Origin of the sequence: Hymenobacter sp. BRD128, assembly GCF_013256625.1 — a bacterium.
Taxonomy (GTDB): Bacteria; Bacteroidota; Bacteroidia; order Cytophagales; family Hymenobacteraceae; genus Hymenobacter.
The window spans coordinates 2,792,012-2,810,145 of the sequence record NZ_CP053908.1 but is presented as its reverse complement, the minus strand read 5'-3'; the positions used below and the strand labels follow the sequence as shown (position 1 = coordinate 2,810,145).

General features: G+C 61.1%; 12 protein-coding genes. 2 read left to right on the top strand and 10 right to left on the bottom strand.

Features of this window, described 5'->3' with window-relative positions; all coding sequences use genetic code 11:
- Nucleotide 1: 1 nt before the first annotated feature.
- The 9 genes from sprA to GKZ68_RS12450 all read right to left on the bottom strand — a co-directional run bounded on the left by sprA (nt 2) and on the right by GKZ68_RS12450 (nt 13,565).
- Nucleotides 2-2,743 carry a cell surface protein SprA gene (gene sprA, locus GKZ68_RS12490; protein WP_173115230.1) on the bottom strand — a complete coding sequence of 914 codons (2,742 nt, stop codon included), beginning with the start codon at nt 2,741-2,743 and terminating at the stop codon, nt 2-4.
- A gap of 118 nt (nt 2,744-2,861) precedes the next feature.
- Entirely contained in the window at nt 2,862-3,467 is a 606-nt protein-coding gene (gene ruvA / locus GKZ68_RS12485) for a Holliday junction branch migration protein RuvA (RefSeq protein ID WP_173115228.1), read from the bottom strand.
- A 168-nt stretch (nt 3,468-3,635) separates the two neighbouring features.
- Nucleotides 3,636-5,906, bottom strand: a complete 2,271-nt coding sequence (locus GKZ68_RS12480; protein WP_173115226.1) for an NADP-dependent malic enzyme — start codon at nt 5,904-5,906, stop codon at nt 3,636-3,638.
- A 180-nt stretch (nt 5,907-6,086) separates the two neighbouring features.
- Complete coding sequence (locus GKZ68_RS12475) at nt 6,087-8,321, bottom strand: lytic transglycosylase domain-containing protein (RefSeq protein ID WP_173115223.1); 2,235 nt, start codon at nt 8,319-8,321, stop codon at nt 6,087-6,089.
- Between the two features lie 117 nt (nt 8,322-8,438).
- Entirely contained in the window at nt 8,439-9,875 is a 1,437-nt protein-coding gene (gatA, locus tag GKZ68_RS12470; protein WP_173115220.1) for an Asp-tRNA(Asn)/Glu-tRNA(Gln) amidotransferase subunit GatA, read from the bottom strand.
- 3 nt (nt 9,876-9,878) lie between these two features.
- Entirely contained in the window at nt 9,879-10,358 is a 480-nt protein-coding gene (gene tatA, locus GKZ68_RS22720; protein ID WP_173115217.1) for a twin-arginine translocase TatA/TatE family subunit, read from the bottom strand.
- 42 nt (nt 10,359-10,400) lie between these two features.
- Nucleotides 10,401-10,781: a twin-arginine translocase TatA/TatE family subunit gene (locus GKZ68_RS22715; RefSeq protein ID WP_173115214.1), complete on the bottom strand. Its 381-nt coding sequence runs from the start codon at nt 10,779-10,781 to the stop codon at nt 10,401-10,403.
- A 396-nt stretch (nt 10,782-11,177) separates the two neighbouring features.
- Nucleotides 11,178-12,692: a polysaccharide biosynthesis C-terminal domain-containing protein gene (locus GKZ68_RS12455; RefSeq protein ID WP_173115211.1), complete on the bottom strand. Its 1,515-nt coding sequence runs from the start codon at nt 12,690-12,692 to the stop codon at nt 11,178-11,180.
- 78 nt (nt 12,693-12,770) lie between these two features.
- Nucleotides 12,771-13,565 (bottom strand): enoyl-CoA hydratase/isomerase family protein, encoded by a 795-nt coding sequence (locus GKZ68_RS12450; protein ID WP_173115208.1) that lies wholly within the window; start codon nt 13,563-13,565, stop codon nt 12,771-12,773.
- Between the two features lie 239 nt (nt 13,566-13,804).
- Here GKZ68_RS12450 and mscL point away from each other — a divergent pair, with 239 nt between their 5' ends.
- Both mscL and GKZ68_RS12440 read left to right on the top strand, forming a co-directional pair.
- Nucleotides 13,805-14,236 (top strand): large conductance mechanosensitive channel protein MscL, encoded by a 432-nt coding sequence (mscL, locus tag GKZ68_RS12445; protein ID WP_173115205.1) that lies wholly within the window; start codon nt 13,805-13,807, stop codon nt 14,234-14,236.
- Nucleotides 14,237-14,330: 94 nt separating this feature from the next.
- Nucleotides 14,331-14,762, top strand: coding sequence for a hypothetical protein (locus GKZ68_RS12440; protein ID WP_173115202.1), 432 nt, complete (start codon nt 14,331-14,333; stop codon nt 14,760-14,762).
- Nucleotides 14,763-14,989: 227 nt separating this feature from the next.
- Here GKZ68_RS12440 and infB read toward each other — a convergent pair whose 3' ends face one another.
- Complete coding sequence (infB, locus tag GKZ68_RS12435) at nt 14,990-18,097, bottom strand: translation initiation factor IF-2 (RefSeq protein ID WP_173115199.1); 3,108 nt, start codon at nt 18,095-18,097, stop codon at nt 14,990-14,992.
- Nucleotides 18,098-18,134: the final 37 nt, after the last annotated feature.

Genomic DNA, 18,134 nt, shown 5'->3' with positions numbered 1-18,134 from the left:
GCTACCCCCCCAGCGTGTAGGGTGTGCGGGCATTCTCGAAGTCGTCGAGGTAGCTCACGCCGTTTTCGCCGTTGCCCAGCTTCGACTGCCCGGCAATGAGCTTGGCTACTTCGCCCGTAAAGGCTACCGTCGAGGTTTCCTTGGTCGAAACGAACGGCAGGCGGTCCACGAGCTTGGTGAGCACGCGGCTGTCTTTGCGCAGGCTCACGTCGGCGCCCAGAATGGTATTGTTGGCCGGCTCGTCGCCGATGTTCACGCGGTTGATGCCCGGCGCCTGGTTTTCCAGGATGTGCATGGCCGTGGCCCCAATCAGCACATCCTTGCTGAGCGCGTAGTCGAGGCGGGTGCCCAGCAGCTTGCGCGGCTGCACCTGTACCAAGGCGTTTTTCTCAAATTGCACCCGCAGCTCGTTGGCCGAGTTGAGGTAAGCAGGGTTAAGAATCTTGACCTTCGCCTGGTCGTAGAAAACTTGGTAATCGACGCCTTCGGTCAGCAGCGTGCTGCCCGCGTACACTTTCACCGAGCCCTGCGCCACCCCGATGCCAGGCAAGCTAATCTCGTCGGTGCTCACGCCCTGGTAGCGCCCGCGCAGCACAAACTTGTCCTTGGTTTGCTGCTGCTGCGCATCGCTCTGCGTCTGGTTGTAGAGTGCCTGGTATACGTACTTCTGGGCGCGCTGGCGCTCCAGCGCCGCAATAGTCGGGTCGGCGTTCAGGGTGTCAAACTGCGCCTTCAGGTACGAGCCAAACGGCTGCACGCTCGGGAAAATAATCTTGCCCAGGTCCGGGTCAATGGTGATGCCGGGGAAAAAGTCGAAGTTGCCGTCGGGGTTGCGGTCGTTGTTGGCATTCACCCGGTCTAGCCCCAGCACCTGAATCAGCGGAATATTCTGAATTCGTGCCCCTTCCTTCAGCGAAATCAAATCAACACCCGTGATGTCGTCTTTATAAATAATCTGGAGCTGGAAGTTGTCGCGGTTTATCTGCGAGGTGTTCAGGGGATAGATGTTTTTCATCATCAAATCCCAGGTTGGCGTGTTGTGGGTCCGCAGGTTCGGGTTGGCCGGGTTCACGGCCGGGTCGGCCGTGCCCACGCCGGGGTTGGTGGCCTTCAGCATCTTCAGGAAGATAACCTGGTCGGCCTGGGCCTGGCTGTACTCGGTCTGGGTTTCGCCCACCGTGTACGGCTTGCCGTTGTAGAGATACTCGTAGCTCACGGCCAGCACCTGGTCGGGCAGCAGGGCGGTATTCAGGTTCACGTAGCCTAGCTGGGCGTTGAACGTGTACTCATTGGGCTGGAGCTTGCGGGCGCGCAGGCGCTCGTAGTCGAGGCTTTTTACGAGCCCCAGGCTACCCAAAAAAGTTTCGGCCTGCAAGTTGTCGCGGGCCGAGGCGCCGCCCTGCGTCAGGGTAGGGAAGAGGTTGTTGGCCGGGTTGCGGGGCGGCGTAGCGGCCGTGGCCTGGCTAGCCTGGTTGTAAAACTGCGGGCGGTAGATGCGCTCGCGGCGCGGTTCGGCCAGGTCTTGCAGGGCCACCACGTTGCGCAGGTTGTCGGTGGTGCGGTTATCATTGGTCACCCACACTTCGAGGCGCCGGATTTCGAAGCCGCTCTTCACCGTAGGCAGGCCCTGCAAAGCCTGGTCGTAGCGGTCGCGAAAAAACTGGCTCAGGAAGTAGTGCCGGTCCTTCTCATACTGGCTAGCCTTGAGCTCGAACGTGCGGCTCTGGGCGCCGTTTTGCACGCGCACCTCGTCCTGCGAGCCGCGCAGCGTAGCCGCCACCGCCGTCACCCCTAGCCGGCCAAATTGCAGTTGGGTCTTGATACCAAACAGGTTGGAGCCGCCCGTTATCAGCGAGTTGTTCAGGGGCATGCTCACGTTGCCCAGGTCCAGTTTGCGCAGGATGTCGGTGGGCTGCCCGGCGTAGTCGAACTTCATCTGGTTGTCGAAGTCGAATGCGGCCTTGGTGTCGTAGTTGAACGTGAGCTTGAGCTTGGTGCCGACCTGGCCGCTCAAGCTCAGGTTCATGTTTTGCTCAAATATGAAGTCACCCACGCTCTGCTGGCGTAGCGTCAGGGCCGGGTTGCGGTTCACGTTGAACTTGGCCCCCGCCTTGAGCGTGAGCGAGCCCGCCGGCCGAATATCGATGTACGAGCCGCCAAAAATGCGGTCAGCAATCGGGCCGAGGTAGATTTTGGGAATCAGGCGCTGGGCCTGGGGCGAGCCCGGCGCGGCCGGTGCCCCGGCCACGCCGCCCATCGCCTTCTGGCGGTAGTAGTCGTTGATGGCCTGCCGCTCCTGAAACTTGAGCAGCTCTGCCTGCGAAATAAGCGTGGGGTCACGGTAGTCAATCTGCGAGCCCACGGTTTCGCGCACGTCGTAGCTCTTGAGGCTATCGCCGGTGGGCGTCACTTTCAACTGCACGTTCTTGGGCAGCGGCAAAATGAGCGGCGAGCGCCGCCCGCGCGGCGAAAAGCGGCTGCCCGCCCGGTCGCGCACGGTGCGCACCCGCGGCCGGCGGCTGGGCTGGTAGCGGCCCGTATCGCCGGGGGCAGTTTGGCCGGGCACGCCCTGCAGGGGCAACCCTAGCCGGCTCACCCACGTAGACCACGCCACCGGGTAGCGGCGGCCCGCCGCGCCGGCCGGCGCCCACGCCGCTGCTAATAGCACCGACGAGACGACGGCCGCTGTCAACAGCGCGCCGGGAGTAGCGAGTTTAGAACCAGCAGACAGTAGAGACTTCAAGCAGATGGCAGGTGCGGCCGTCGCGACAAAGCGGAGCCGGATTTAAACGAGGATAAAGCACGAACCCATTTCGTTGCACGCGCAAGCGCCAGCAGTTGCCCCAACGGCCTGACGCACATTAATGCGACTTCAGGGCAAACTTGATGAGTTCTTCCACACTCAGGTCGTGGCCGTGCTTTTGCTGAATCTGGTCGAGATTTTTCTCAGCAGCCGCCCGGGCAAAGCCCAGCATGACTAATGCCTGCAACGCTTCCTGGCGCTGCGTATTGTGCTGGCGGGCCAGCGGCACGGTATCGACGCCGGCTTTGGCCAGCAGCTCGTCTTTGCGGAGCTTGTCGCGCAGGTCCAGAATTACCCGTTGGGCAGTTTTCGGCCCCACACCCTTGATGCTCTGAATAGCGCGCACATCTTCGTTCACAATGGCTTGGCGAATATCGGCCACGCCCATGCTGCTCACCATGTTGATGCCCGTGCCCGGCCCGATGCCCGATACGCTTATCAGGTGCAGAAACAACGCTTTCTCGTTGGGGTCCAGAAAGCCGTAGAGCGTCTGGCCGTCTTCCTTGATGTGCTGGTAGGTGTACACCTTCACCTTGTCGTTTTCGCCGGGCAGCTTGGAGTAGGTAGCCAGCGAAATCTTTACTTCGTAGCCCACGCCGCCGGTGTCGATAATGGCTTGGGTGGGGTCTTTATAGGCAAGTTTACCGTCGAGGTAGGCAATCATGTGGAAACTGAGGCTGAAGATGAAACAGGCTGGCCGGTGTGGGCTAGCCGGCGTTAGCCGAAGGCGAGGTGGGGCGGGTAAGGAGGCAGAAAATTACTTCCGGCTCTCCACCCGCCACATTCAATTCTTCAAAAATAACATTGAAACTTCATCCCTCACGCTCCGCCGCTACAGCGCCTTGCCGTCGCGCTGGGCATCCACGACCGCGATGGCAGTCATGTTCACGATGTCGCGCACGCTAGCGCCGAGCTGCAAAATGTGCACCGGTTTGCGCATGCCCATCAGCACCGGCCCGATTACCTCGGCGCCGCCCAGCTCCTGCATCACCTTGTAGGCAATGTTGCCCGACTCTACATTGGGAAAAATCAGCGTGTTGGCGCCTTTGTCGGCCAGGGGTGAGAAGCCATAGTTTTCCTGCAGCAGCTGCAGGTTCAGAGCCACGTTGGCCTGCATCTCACCGTCGATGAGCAGGTCGGGGTAGCGCTGCTTGGCTAGCTCGGTGGCGCGGCGGGTTTTTTCGGGCAGCGGCCCACTATTCGAGCCGAAATTGGAATAGCTGATGACGGCCACCCGCGGCTCGGCGTCGAAAAAGCGCACGGCCCGCGCCGTGAGGCCGATAATCTCGACCATCTCCTCGGCCGTGGGGTCGATGTTGACGGTGGTATCGGCAAAGAAATACGGGCCTTTCTTGGTTTGGATGATGTACATCGACGCCACCCGGCGCACGCCCTCGGCCGGCCCGATTACTTGCAGCGACGGGATGAGGCTCTTGCCGTAGTCTTTGGTGAGGCCCGTAATGCAGGCGTCGGCGGCGCCGGTTTCTACCATCATGGCGGCGTAGTAGTTGCGCTCGCGCAGCAGGCGCCGGCCCTCGTAGCGCGTGATGCCCCGGCGCTGCCGCTTCTGGTAGAGCAGCTCGGCGTATTCATTGCGCTTGGCTTCATCTTGCAGAATATCAATAACCTCGCAGCCTTCCAGGTCAAGGTTATTGGCCTGGGCAATGGCTTGAATCTTGGCGGGCGGCCCGAGCAGAATAGGAAAGGCAATGCCCTCATCGCGCACGAGCTGGGCCGCCTTAAGAATCTTATAGTTATCGGCTTCGGCAAATACCACCCGGCGCGGGCTCTGGCGCGCCGCCGAGGTAATGCGGTTCATCAGCTTCTGGTCGAGGCCGAGGCGCGCGCGCAGCTCGTCTTCGTAGGCTGCCCAGTCGGCAATGGGCCGGCGGGCCACGCCGCTTTCCATCGCGGCCCGCGCCACGGCCGGCGAGAGGCTCGTAATCAGGCGGGGGTCTAATGGCTTGGGAATGAGATAGGTGCGACCAAACGCCAGCGTGTTGTCGCCGTAGGCATTGTTGACAATATCGGGCACCGGCTCCTTGCTCAGCTCGGCCAGGGCGTGCACGGCGGCTAGCTTCATGGCCTCGTTTATTTCGGTGGCCCGCACATCCAAAGCGCCCCGGAAAATGTAGGGAAAGCCCAGCACGTTGTTCACCTGGTTGGGATGGTCCGAGCGGCCGGTGGCCATAATGAGGTCGGGCCGGGTGCTGGTGGCCAGTTCGTAGCTGATTTCGGGTTCGGGGTTGGCCAGGGCAAATACGATGGGGTTGGCGGCCATGTGCAGCAGCAGCTCGGCGGGCAGCACATTGGCGGCCGAAAGGCCCAGGAATACGTCAGCGCCCACCATCGCCTCGGCCAGGGTCGTGATGGGCCGCTCGGTGGCAAACTGCCGCTGCATGTCGGCCAGGTCGGTGCGGCTAGGGTTGATAATGCCATCTTTATCAAAGACTACCACATTTTCCTTGCGCACACCCAGCGCCAGATACAGCCGCAGACACGACACGGCCGCCGCGCCCGCCCCGCTCACCACGAGCTGAATATCGCCAATCTTCTTACCCACGATTTCGAGCGCGTTCAGCAATGCCGCCGAGGTAATGATGGCCGTGCCGTGCTGGTCGTCGTGCATCAGCGGGATGTTCATCAGGTCGCGCAGCTCCGTTTCGATACGGAAGCACTCGGGCGCTTTAATATCCTCTAGGTTGATGCCGCCGAAGGTGGGCTCCAGCGCCTTCACGATGCGAATAAACTCGTCGGGGTCAGTCGCGTCAATCTCAATATCAAAGCAGTCGATGCCCGCAAACTTCTTGAACAGTACGCCCTTGCCTTCCATCACCGGCTTGCTGGCGGCGGGGCCAATGTTGCCCAGGCCGAGCACGGCCGTGCCGTTCGAGATAACGGCGACCAGGTTGCCCTTGGCCGTGTACTTGTACACGTCGTCGGGGTTTTTAGCGATTTCCTTGCACGGCTCAGCCACGCCCGGCGAATAGGCCAGCGCCAGGTCGAGCTGGGTGCTCACGGGCTTGGTGGGCACCACCTCAATCTTGCCCTGCGGGCTTTGCTCGTGGTAGGCTAGGGCGTCTTCTCGGTTAATTTTCAGCATGGGAATTGGCAAAGGTTCTCGGGCGCGAAGCCGCAAGTTCCGGCTAAAATGCCGGATTGCCGGCGCCTACGCCTTACCCGCATAGCGGCAGGCTGCGACATGCTGTTGCAGGTGAGTGAGTTAATCGAGTCGTTGCCCCGGCCAGCCTTACCGCATTGCCTCCAGTCCGTCGCGGCGCGGCTAGCTAGCCTGCACTACCAGCTTTTGGCCCAGCTTCACATCGTCGGAAGTGAGGTGGTTGAGTCGGCGCAGCTCCTGCACACTCACCTTGAAGCGCCGCGAGATATTGTACAGCGTGTCGCCGGGCTGCACCGTGTGCGTACTGAAATGAGGCTCGGGCCGCTCGGCGGCGCGGGTGCGCCCCTGGTGGCTAGCCACCGCTTCGGGAGCTGGCGCGCTAAAGCGCAGCCGCTGGCCCACCTGCACCGCTTCGGTAGGCAGCTGGTTCCACTCGCGCAGCTGGGTTACCGTGAGGCTGTGCGTCCGCGCCAGGTGCGTGAGGTCGTCGCCCGGCCGCACCGTATACGCCTCACTTTTAGCAGCCGAAGCGGCTGGCTTGGCGGCTGCGGTTTCGGGCGCCGCAGCTTCGCGGGCCGCCACGGCTAGCCCCCTGCCACGGCTGCGGCGAGTAGGTGCGGGCGGCACCAGGGTGTCGGCGCTGGCTACGGCGTCGCTAGCCCCATTATTGGCTTCGACGCGGGCGGCCGTTTCCGCCGCCAGACGCTGGGCTTTTTCCTGCGCAGCAGCCTTAGCTAGCGCGGCGGCCCGGAAAATAGCCTGCTGCTGTTGGGCCACAATGCGGGCGGCTTGTAGCTTCTGGGCGCGCAGCAATTCTTTGGCCTGCGCCGCCTCGCGTTGGGCGAGGGCCTGCGCTTCGCGGGCGTAGCGAGCATTAGCAACGGCTAGCGCCTGGACGGCACTATCTACCGGTGCCACGCGGCGCGGCGCGGCGGGCAGCGATACGGCCGCCGCCGGAGCTGCCGCTTCGGCCGGTGGCAGCGGCACAAATACTAGTAGCTCACGGCCAGGCCGCAGGGTGGCATGCTTGGGCAACTCATTCCAGCGCCGCACCTGGCTGGGACTAACCTCAAATTTTTCGGCTACGCTGGCCACCGTCTGGCCCCGGCGCACGGTGTAGTGCACGCGGCGGTAGCGCGGGGTAGCCTCGCCGGTTGCGGAGCGCGGGCCGGCAGTAGCGGCTAGCTCGTCGCGGCTCGGCCAGGGCGTGACGCCGGCCAAGCGCGCCTGGCGAACAGGTAACGCCTGTGGCAAGTCAGTAGCCGGCTGGCAGTAAGCCAGCAGCGTAGCCCGGTCTACGTCGCCGAGGTGCTCGCGGGCGGCGCTCGGATAGCGCAGCACGTAGGGCCGGTAGCCGGCCGGCAGGCTGCCATGGCGCACCTCGGGGTTATAGCGGCCCAGCGTAAGCGAATCGTTGTAGCCCAGCGCCCGGCTCAGGCGGCGCAGGTCGAGGGCCTGGCCACGCACGCCCAGTGTATCGAGCGGCTCATAGCGCTGGTAGCGTAGCGCCGGGTCGCTGAGGTTGTGCTCAGTAGCATACTTCATGGCGTACATAATGGCCGTGAAGGTGGGCACGTAGTTGCGGGTTTCGGCCGGCAGGTGCGGGTACAGTTCCCAGAAATTGCGCTTGCCGGTTTTGCGCATCACGCGCTGCATATTGCCCGCGCCCCAGTTGTAGGCCGCCAGCACCAACTCCCAGTCGTGAAATACCCCGTAGAGGTAGCGCAGGTGCTTGCAGGCCGCTTCAGTAGCCTTTTCGGGGTGCATGCGCTCATCCACCCACTCGTCGCGCTTCAGGCGCAGGTCGCTGGCCGTGGGCGGCATAAACTGCCAAAGGCCAGCGGCTCCTACCGGCGACTTAGCGGTGGGTATCAAGGCCGACTCGACTACCGATAAGTACTTCAGCTCCACCGGTAAGTTATACTGCGCCAGGTATTTCTCAAAAGTCGGAAAGTAAAACTGCTCGCGCTCCAGCACGCGCTGGGTGTAGCCGCGCTGCCGCTCGGTAAAAAGCCGCACGTAGGCTAGTACCGCCGCATTGAACTGGTGCGGGGCCTGCGTTTCGATGCAGCCCATACGGTCGTTCACGGTTTCGTAGAGCGTGGCGGGCGTTTGCAGCCACACTAGGCGGGCCGAGTCCACGGCTGGCTCTTCAAGCGGCTCGGCGGCCAGCGAATCGAGCGTGGCGGGCGGCAATTCTACCACCTGCCGAATGGTATCGCCGGGAATAAGGGTAGAGGCGGGCGGCGCGGGCGCCGCCGTTTCGCAGCGGTGCGGTGCGCGCTGGGCCAGCGCGGGCACCGAGCCCAGCGTGAGAGCTAGCAGCAACAAGCGCCGCGTCAGGCGCGGCTTGCGCGGGCTAGGGGCGGGCGCGGGCAGTTGCTGCAAAGCTTTCATAGGGCTAAGGTAAATGACAATTACTGAACTACCTAACCAAACGTCAGGGGCGCAACAGTACGGCTGGTTAGCCGGTACTGTTGCGCCCCTGCGCATTTACTAAAGACTCTGGCTAATCTAGTTGGCGGCCGTTACGGTGGTCAGCGTGCCGGCAAAAGCCAGTAAATCAGCTTCCCGGAAGGCACCGCTCAGTATCTGCAAGCCAATCGGCAGGCTCTCATCATCAACCCCAGCCGGAATCGAAATAGCGGGCACGCCAGCCAGCGAAGCCTGCACTGTAAAAATATCGGCCAGGTACATACTCACCGGGTCCTGTTTCTCGCCAATCTTAAACGCCGTAGTAGGTGTGGTGGGCAGCACTAGGAAGTCGTACTGCCGCAGCAATTCGTCGGTTTTTTCCTTGATGAGCCGGCGTACGCGCTGCGCCTTAGTGTAATAAGCGTCGTAATAGCTAGCGCTCAACACGAAGGTGCCCAGCATGATGCGCCGCTGCACTTCGGGGCCAAAGCCCTGGGCACGTGTTTTTTTATAGAGCGATTCCAGGTCCGTCACGTCGGGCGCGCGGAAGCCATACTTCACCCCGTCGAAGCGCGACAGGTTGGAGCTAGCCTCGGCCGTAGTAAGGATGTAGTAAGTCGGAATCATCTCCTCAAGTAGCGGAAACTCAACCGCTTCCACTACGTGGCCGTGGCTGCGCAGCGTGGCTAGGGTGTCTTCCAGCGCAGTGTGTACCTCGGGCTGCAAGCCGGGCCGGTCGATGGCATTGGCAATATATCCGATGCGGTACTGCGCGGCCGGCGTCAGCAGCTCGCTGTAAGCGGGCACGGGCTGCTGGCTGGCGGTGCTGTCGTAGCCATCCGGGCCGGCCATTACTTCGAGCAGGCGGGCGGCATCTTCAATGGAATGCGTAATCGGCCCAATCTGGTCAAACGACGACGCAAAGGCCACCAAGCCGTAGCGCGAAATGCGCGAATAAGTAGGCTTTAAGCCAATAACCCCACAAAAAGCGGCTGGTTGCCGTACCGAGCCGCCCGTGTCGGAGCCAATCGAAGCCAGGCACATATCGGCCTGCACCGCCACCGCCGAGCCGCCGCTGCTGCCGCCCGGCACCCGGCTAGGGTCCTGGGCGTTGCGCACCACCCCAAAAGCGGAGTTCTCGTTCGAGCCGCCCATCGCAAACTCGTCGCAGTTCTGGCGACCAATGAAAATAGCGTCCTCAGCCAGCAGGCGCTGCACGGCCGTGCCCGTAAAGAGCGACTTAAACCCGTCGAGAATGCGGCTGCTGCTTTGCAGCGAGTGGCCCTGGTAGGCGAGCACGTCTTTGAGGCCGATAACCATGCCGGCTAGCTTGCCCGCAGTGCCCTGGGCCAGCTTTTCATCGACGGCGGCGGCTTGCTGGCGGGCTTCGTCGGCCCACACTTCCAGAAAAACGTTTAGCTCCGCATTGCGCTGGCCGATGTTATCGAGGTAATACTCAACGAGCTGGCGGCAGGACGTAGTGCCCGCCGCCAGCTCGCGCTGAATTTCCGAAAGGGAAGAAAACAGAGGTTTCAAATCTTAAGCTCCGGTTGATGACTGGTCGAGGCGGGGCCGCGTACCGGGCACGCCATCGGCCGTGGGCGGAATGGGCGTGCTCTGGTGATAAGTCGGCTGGTCCGCCGTCGGCAAATCTACGGCGCCCGGCGCAGTATAATTAGCTACGGGCGCTACGTAGTCGCCCGACATAGGCGTAGTAGGGGGCACTTGCCCAGGCTGATAAGGCGCCGGTTGCTGGCCATAGTTAGGCTGCGGCTGACCGTAGGGCTGATTAGGGTTGTAGCCCTGGCTAGTATACCCTTGGGTAGGATTAGGCTGGCCAGCGCGCTCAAACTCGTTGCGGATTTCGCTGCTGGCGTCCTTAAACTCACGAATGCCTTTGCCCAGGCCCCGCGCCAACTCCGGAATCTTATTAGCGCCAAAGAAAATCAGAATGACGACCATAATCAGAATCAGCTCAGAGCCGCCGATATCGCCGAGAAAAAGCAGGGGGGAGTTCATCAGGAAGAGAAATAAAAGCGAAGGATAAAAATTGCGGACAACTTAGCTAGCCGGCGTGTTGGTAGGGTTGTATGGGGCCGGCGGCACCTGACCCTGAGCCGGCGGGCCGTATTGCTGCGGCGGCTGCGGATAGCCATTCTGGCTGTATTGCTGCGGTTGTTGCTGGTTGTAGCCGGGCTGCTGGGGGTAGCCCCCTTGCTGCGGATAGCCGCCCTGATTGTAGCCGGGCTGTTGGTTATAATTCGGGTTCATCGGCTGCTGCGGCTCGGGGTTGCTGGCATCCTTAAACTCACGCACGCCCTGGCCCACACCCCGAAACAGCTCGGGAATGCGCTTGGCTCCGAAGAACAGTACCAGAATGAAAATAATGAAGATAATAGTTCTGGGATTGCTCAGAAACAGAAAAAGCGTGGTGAGTAGCATGAGTGGGACAACGGAATTACCGCGGCGAGTGATGAAAACGAAGATACGTAAAAACGGAGGCTTTGGACGGGTAAAGGTACCGGCCAGGAGACTAATCCAATTGTTCGCTACCGACGTATCGGGCTAGCGGCAATAGTATTTGAGCGAACAAAATTCCGGCATTTAATCCGTGATAAGTCCAAATTAGAGAGATTTTGAGGTCATTAAGACGCTTAAGAAGCATATTCATCGAAAACAATTAGTACTTCCCCGATAATTGATGCACCTTTGTATCGGTTAGCAGCCTTAGCCGGAGTTGCGTTGCTTTTGCAGCCAGCCGAGGCAGAGGAAGTTGGCTAAGTTTGTTTTCATAGCTCAGAAAGGCATCGAACACTGTTCGATGCTTTTTTTTGCCCATTAAGCCCGTATTCCGCGCCGGGCTTCTACGAAATAAACCAGGCCGGCAAAGGCTAGCGGCAGGGCAAGCCCCAGGGCATAGCCAGCCAGCGGAGCCAGCGTGTGGCTAGCTGCCTGGCCCAGCACTACCAGACCTACCGCTGCTAGCAGCCAAAGCAACAGCCGCGTCACGGGGTAGGGCACCGGAAAGTGCCGCTCGCCCAGCCACCAGCACAGCGCGGCCATCATAAAATAACAAGCCAGCGTGGCCCAGGCGCTGCCCATGTACCCTAGCACGGGTATCAGCAAAAAGTTGAGTGCGATAGTGAGCACCGCGCCGGCCGACCCGATGTAAGTACCAAAATAGGTCTTGTCAGTGAGCTTAAACCACACCGAGAGATTATAGTACACGCCCAGAAACAGGTTGGCCAGCAGCAGAACCGGCACCACGCCCAGCCCAGCCAGGTACTCGGGCCTCTTTAAAAACAAAGGCCCAATCCAGCTCAGATTCAGACTAATGGCTACGAAAATAAAGGCGCAGCACAGCGTAAACCACTTGAGCACCAGCGCGAACGTGGCGGGTGAGTTTTTTTCCGTGCTCTGGGAAAAGAAAAACGGCTCGGCCGCGTAGCGAAATGCCTGGATAATCAGCGACATAAAGATGCTGAGCTTGTAGCAGGCGCCGTACACACCCACGGCGGCCAGCTGGCTCTGGCCAGGATAGAAATTGGCGGGCAGCCACGCGGGCAGCAAAATGCGGTCGAGCGTTTCGTTGACCATGCCGGCCAGGCCCATCAGCATGAGGGGTAGGGCGTAGGCCAGCAGGGGCTGCAAAAAAGTGAGCCAGGGCCAGCGAAAGCGAAAGTCCAGCAGCTCGCGCCCTAGCAATACCAGCGTGAGCGCCGAGGCAGCCAGGTTAGCCAGAAAAACGTAACCCACGCCAAGGCTAGGGTTGTACACGGCCGCAATCAGCGGCCGCAGCCCGGTTAGCAGGTTACCGGGTGCGCTATGCGCCACGGCCGGGCATAGCACGATAAAAAATAAGTTTAAGCCAACCTGCAACAAGATGTTGGTGAGGCGGATAGTGGCAAATTTGCGCGCCTTGTTTTCGAGCCGCAGCCGGGCGAAGGGCAGCGCCGCCACCGCGTCGAGGCCCAGTATCAGGGCTACCCAGATGGCGTACTCATCGTGGCCGGGCGGCAGGTGCAGCAGCCCGAGCAGCGGCCGGGCCAGCGCTGCCAGCAGGGCCGTGAGCACCAGGCTGCTCAGTAGCAGCAGGCTCAGCGTGCGGCTATAAAGCTCGCGCCGGTCTTCGCCGGACCGGTTAGCAAATCGAAAAAACGTCGTTTCGAGCCCGTAAGTAAATACTACGTTCAAAAATGACACGTAGGCGTAGAGCCCCGTCACAATACCGTACTCAGCCGCCGCGAAGTGGGCCGTGTAAATGGGCACCAACAGGTAGTTCAGCACCCGCCCCACTATACTGCTGACGCCGTAAATGGCCGTTTGGGAGGCCAGTTTTTTTGCAATCCCCATTCGTACGCAAGGCTGGCGGCAGGGCGGAGCGTAGCTAGTCGAAATAACTACTTCGCCCGGCCGCCAGCTTCCTTAAAATTAGTTGCCGGTGAATACCGCCGGACGTTTTTCCAGAAAAGCAGTGGTCCCTTCTTTAAAATCGGCCGTGCCGAAAGCCTGACCAAACGCGGCGGCTTCGGCCGCGTAGCCGGCCTCGCCGCCCTTGTCGAAGTAGGTATTGACGCAGTCGATAGTAAGGCCTATGGCGATTGGTGCCTTGGTCAATATCTTAAGCAGCAGGCTCTTGCAGAAAGGCAACAGCTCGGCTTGCGGCACTACGTGGTTGGCTAGCCCCAGGCGCAGGGCCTCATCGGCTTTTACTTGGTCGGCGGTGAGCAGCAGCTCCAGCGCTTTGCTTTTGCCCACCAGCTGCACCAGGCGCTGGGTTCCGCCGTAGCCGGGTAGCAAACCCAGGTTTACTTCGGGCTGGCCAAAGCGAGCATTGTCCGAAGCCACCCGCAGGTGGCAAGCCATCGCCAGCTCGCAGCCGCCGCCCAGCGCAAAGCCATTCACGGCCGCCACCACGGGCTTGGGGCTGGTTTCAAAACGCCGGAATACGGCCTGGCCCCGCGCGGCAGCATCCTGCGCGCCGGGGCCAGTGAGGCCGGCTAGCTCGGCAATATCGGCCCCAGCTACAAACGCTTTCTCGCCGCTGCCGGTGAGCAGGATGCCCCGCACGGCGGCGTCGGCCCGCGCCTGGTCAATGGCCTGGCCCAGTTCAGCTATCGTGGCCGCGTTCAGCGCATTGAGCTTGGTAGGCCGGTTAACGGTCAGCGTGAGGATGCCGGTGGCAGCGTCCAGGTCATAGAGCAGGTTTGCAAATGAGGCGGGCATGGGCAATTGAAAAAGTAGCAATAAAATCCAGTGGCGCAAAGGTACGGTGCCAGGCTAGCCCCAATTCACCCGCCATAATCAGCCATTTAAAGCGGGAAAGCCACTATTCGGCGAACTATCACTTAATCGCGTGCATATTGCGCAAAACTTTGTGGCTGTCAGTGACATCGCTAACGGCGCAAATCGTAATACCCCGGCGTAGCAAGGTTCATTCTCTCATCTTTCCCTCGTTTTTACTTATGAGCTTCGTTTCCGAATTCAAGGAGTTTATCTCGAAAGGCAATGTACTCGACCTGGCCGTGGGCGTCATTATTGGCGGGGCGTTTGGCAAAATCGTGTCGTCGCTGACCGACGACATTATTATGCCAATTCTGAGCGTATTCACTAGCGGCATTGATTTCAAGGAGAAGTTCTTTGCGCTTAATGGGCAGCACTACGAAACCTTGAAGGCGGCGCAGGATGCCAAAGCCGCCGTGGTAAGCTATGGCAATTTTATTAATGCCATCATTTATTTTCTCATTATCGCCTTGGTCATCTTCTGGGTCGTGAAGCTGGCGAACCGCTTCAAAAAGCCCACCGTGGTAGAAGTGAAAGAGCCTGCTGCTCCGGCTATTACCCGCGACCAGGAGCTACTCGCCGAAATTCGCGATGCTCTGCGCACCCGCGCCTAGCGCTGGGCTAGCCAGGCTGGCCGGAACTTCTGCCGGGGAGCCGACATTTCGGGTTTACCGCTTCTTGCTTACCGTTCTCCCGTAGCTTCGACCCGTGAAAAAACTGTTTCTTGCCACTCCGCTAGCCTTCGCGGCTTTTTTGCTCACTGCTACGGTCGCTCAGGCACAAACTACCGCGCCCGATTTTCCGGCGCCGGGCAGCCCGGCGCGCTCCGCCGCTCCGGGCGCACCAGACAATGTCCGCACCCGACGTCAGCAGCAGATGAGCCCCGAAGACGCCGCCCGCGACCAGCAATTGCAGGTGCTGGAAGCCCGCACCGGCAACACCAGCTTTGGTGCTGAGCGGAGCGGCCCCTTCCGCCAGATGGATAAAGCCGGCGGTTCTTTTACCGTGCGCAAATTTCGGGCGCTGCCGGGCCAGGAGCAGGAGCGCGGCGTATCGCGCCGCGTGGTGATGGGCGGCCGTACTAAGGGCAAGCCGCTCGTGCACGACCGCAGCCGAAAAAAGAAATTCCTCCTCTTCTAAACCGCAGATTAGCTGGGCTGCACTTCGCTGCAAATGGCTTGAACGGATGCGCTTGCTGCGCAAGCAAACTACGTTAGCGTCATCATTGTCTATTTTATAACTGTAACTAAAAAGGCCACCCCGCAGGGTGGCCTTTTTAGTTATTCAATTCAAAAAACAGCCAGTTTGCGCAGCAAGCGTATCCGTTCAAGCCGTTTGCAGCGAAGTGCAGCCCAGCTAATCTGCGGTTACAGCTTGCGCTTGATTTCCTGTTCTTCGAAGCCTTCGATGTTGTCGCCTTCCTGCAGGTCGTTGAAGTTCTTCACCGAGATACCGCATTCGTAGCCCTGGCGCACTTCCGACACATCGTCCTTGAAGCGCTTGAGGTCCTGAATGTCGCCGGTGTATTGCACGATGCCGTTGCGCACTACGCGCACCTTGGTTTTGCGGGTAAACGTGCCGTCCGTCACCATGCAGCCACCGATAGTGCCCACCTTGGTGATGTTGAACACTTGGCGCACTTCGGCGTTGGCCACCACTACTTCGTGCAGGGTGGGGGCCAGCATGCCCTCCATCGCGTCTTTCACCTCGTTGATGGCGTTGTAGATAATCGAGTACAAACGCACGTCAATTTGCTCTTGCTCAGCCAGTTTGCGGGCGCTCTGCGAGGGGCGAACCTGGAAGCCGATGATGATGGCGTCGGAAGCCGAGGCTAGCAGCACGTCGCTTTCCGAAATGGCACCCACGCCTTTGCTCAGGATATTCACCTTCACCTCGGGCGTGCTCAGCTTCAGCAGCGAGTCGGAGAGGGCTTCTACCGAGCCGTCCACGTCACCTTTCACCAGGATATTCAGCTCCTTGAACGAGCCGATAGCCAGACGGCGACCAATCTCGTCGAGCGTGATGTGCTTCTTGGTGCGGATGCTTTGCTCACGGGCCAGTTGCTGGCGCTGGGTGGCCAGTTCGCGGGCTTCGCGCTCCGTTTCCATTACCTGGATGCGGTCGCCGGCCTGCGGGGCGCCCGTGAGGCCCAGCACCTGTACCGGCGTGGCGGGGCCGGCTAGCTTCTTCTTCTTGCCGCGGTAGTCGGTCATGGCCTTCACGCGGCCGTAGTGCGGGCCGGCCAGTACGATGTCGCCCACGTTCAGCGTGCCGGTTTGCACCAGCACGGTAGTTACGTAGCCCCGGCCTTTGTCCAGCTCGGCTTCGATAACCGTCCCAATCGCGTTACGATTAGGGTTGGCGTGCAGGTCAAGCAACTCCGCTTCGAGCAGAATTTTCTCCAGCAAGTCATCTACACCCAGGCCCGACTTAGCCGAAACTTCCTGGCTCTGATACTTGCCACCCCATTCTTCCACCAGAATGTTCATCTGCGAAAGCTCTTCGCGGATTTTCTCCGGGTTGGAATGCGGCTTGTCTACCTTGTTGATGGCAATAATAATCGGCACGCCCGCCGCCTGGGCGTGGTTGATAGCCTCCTTGGTCTGGGGCATCACCGAGTCGTCGGCCGCGATTACGATAATGGCAATGTCCGTCACCTTGGCACCACGGGCGCGCATGGCCGTAAAGGCTTCGTGACCCGGCGTATCGAGGAAAGTAATCGGGTTGCCCGATTTGGTCTTTACCTCATAGGCGCCAATGTGCTGGGTAATACCACCAGCCTCGCCCTTGGCTACGCTAGCCTCGCGGATGTAGTCAAGCAGCGACGTTTTGCCGTGGTCGACGTGGCCCATGATGGTCACGATGGGCGCGCGGGGCTGAAGGTCCTCGGGCGCATCACTCATGTCGATGGGCTCCTCGTCTTCCTCGGCCGAGAGGAATTCGACATCATAGCCAAACTCGTCGGCAATCACCGTGATGGCTTCGGCATCGAGGCGCTGGTTGATGGACACGAACATGCCCATGCCCAAGCACACCTTGATTACCTCGTTCACGTTCACATCCATCAGCGACGCGAGGTCGTTGGCCGAAATGAACTCGGTGAGCTTGAGGGTCTTGGCATCCAGTTCGTTCTGGGCGCGCAGGGCTTCGCGCTCTTCGGCAGCCATGCCCCGCTTGTCGCGGCGATACTTGGCGCGGTTGGCAGCGGCGTTGGTTTTGCCGCCGCTGAGCTTCGCTAGCGTAGCCTTGATTTGCTCCTGAATCTGCTTGTCGTTCTGCTCGGGCGTGAGCGGTACCTGCGGCGTAGCCGGGCGGTTGTTGCTCTGGCCGGGGCGGGTGCCCTGGCCGGGGCGGGTGCCGCCTTGGCCGGGCCCGCCGGGGCGGTTGCCACCCTGGCCTGGACCACCCGCCGGGCGATTGCCCTGGTAGCCGCCGCCCTGGCCGGTGTTGGTACCGGTGCTGGCGCCACCGCCGCCCGGCTGGCCGGGAGCCGGCAGGCGCTGGCGCTTCTTCTGGTTGGCACTGCCCACGCCGCTCTTACGCACGTCGGACGAGGCCACCGGGCGCGGCCCGCGGCCACCACCCGGCCCACGGCGGCTCGAATCAACCGGCAGTTGAATCTTGCCGAGTACCGTGAGGCCTTTCAGTTGGTCGGCTTTAGCCACAATGGTGCCTTCTTCGCCCGCGGGGGCATCAGGAGCAGCTGAAGCTGCTGGTGCCGGGGAAATGGGGGCCGCAGTAGCTACGGGAGCCGAGACAAGTGGGGCAGTCGGAGCAGCTGGTGCGGGAGCCGGGGTAGGCGCGGGCGTTGCCACCGGGGTCGAAACGACCGGGGCTGCTGGGGCTACTACTACCGGGGCTGGCTGGGGTGCCGCTACTGGCTGAGGCGCCGGAGTCGGTGCTGGTTTTACTTCCGCAACTGGCGTGGGCGCGGCGGGCGCCACCGGAGTCGGCGTAGCAGCCGGGGGCGTCGCGGGCCGCGCCGGAATAACGCGGCCTTTGCTGTCGAGCTCAATTTTGCCTAGCACCTTGAGGCCCGGAGCCTTAGGCGCTTCGGTCGGGGCTAAAGCCGGCTGAGCAGCAGGGGCTGCTACAATGGGCGCTGGTGCCGGTGCAGCGGCCACCGGAGCAGCGATAGGTGCTGGTGCCGACACGGGTGCCGTTAGTGGGCTAGCCACCGGCGCTGGTTTGGGAACAGGAGCCGGGGTCGGGGCAGGTTTAGCCACTGCCGCCTGGGCCTGGGCATTCAGCTCGCTCTGGCGCCGGGCCTGGGTGTGGCGCTGGGCCTCCTGCTTATCCTGGGCCGAAGCCGCAAATTCTTTTTCCAACAGGCTTACCTGCTCGCCGGTGAGCTTGGTAGTAGGCTTGTTTTCTACCGCAATCCCTCTGCGGGAAAGGGCCTCAACGGCCCGGTCAATGCCAATGTTCAGGTCTTTGGCCGCCTGTAATAGCCGTTTCGGGGTTGCTTCCGCCATTCTAATAAGTCGCGAACGAATACGTTCAGGGTGCAAA

Excerpts from the sequence above, each read along its gene's own strand:
- GKZ68_RS12450 (WP_173115208.1), bottom strand. The coding sequence starts at position 13,565 with ATGCCCGCCTCATTTGCAAACCTGCTCTATGACCTGGACGCTGCCACC.
- GKZ68_RS12475 (WP_173115223.1), bottom strand. The coding sequence starts at position 8,321 with ATGAAAGCTTTGCAGCAACTGCCCGCGCCCGCCCCTAGCCCGCGCAAG.
- mscL (WP_173115205.1), top strand. The coding sequence starts at position 13,805 with ATGAGCTTCGTTTCCGAATTCAAGGAGTTTATCTCGAAAGGCAATGTA.
- GKZ68_RS12480 (WP_173115226.1), bottom strand. The coding sequence starts at position 5,906 with ATGCTGAAAATTAACCGAGAAGACGCCCTAGCCTACCACGAGCAAAGC.
- tatA (WP_173115217.1), bottom strand. The coding sequence starts at position 10,358 with ATGAACTCCCCCCTGCTTTTTCTCGGCGATATCGGCGGCTCTGAGCTG.
- GKZ68_RS22715 (WP_173115214.1), bottom strand. The coding sequence starts at position 10,781 with ATGCTACTCACCACGCTTTTTCTGTTTCTGAGCAATCCCAGAACTATT.
- infB (WP_173115199.1), bottom strand. The coding sequence starts at position 18,097 with ATGGCGGAAGCAACCCCGAAACGGCTATTACAGGCGGCCAAAGACCTG.
- ruvA (WP_173115228.1), bottom strand. The coding sequence starts at position 3,467 with ATGATTGCCTACCTCGACGGTAAACTTGCCTATAAAGACCCCACCCAA.
- GKZ68_RS12455 (WP_173115211.1), bottom strand. The coding sequence starts at position 12,692 with ATGGGGATTGCAAAAAAACTGGCCTCCCAAACGGCCATTTACGGCGTC.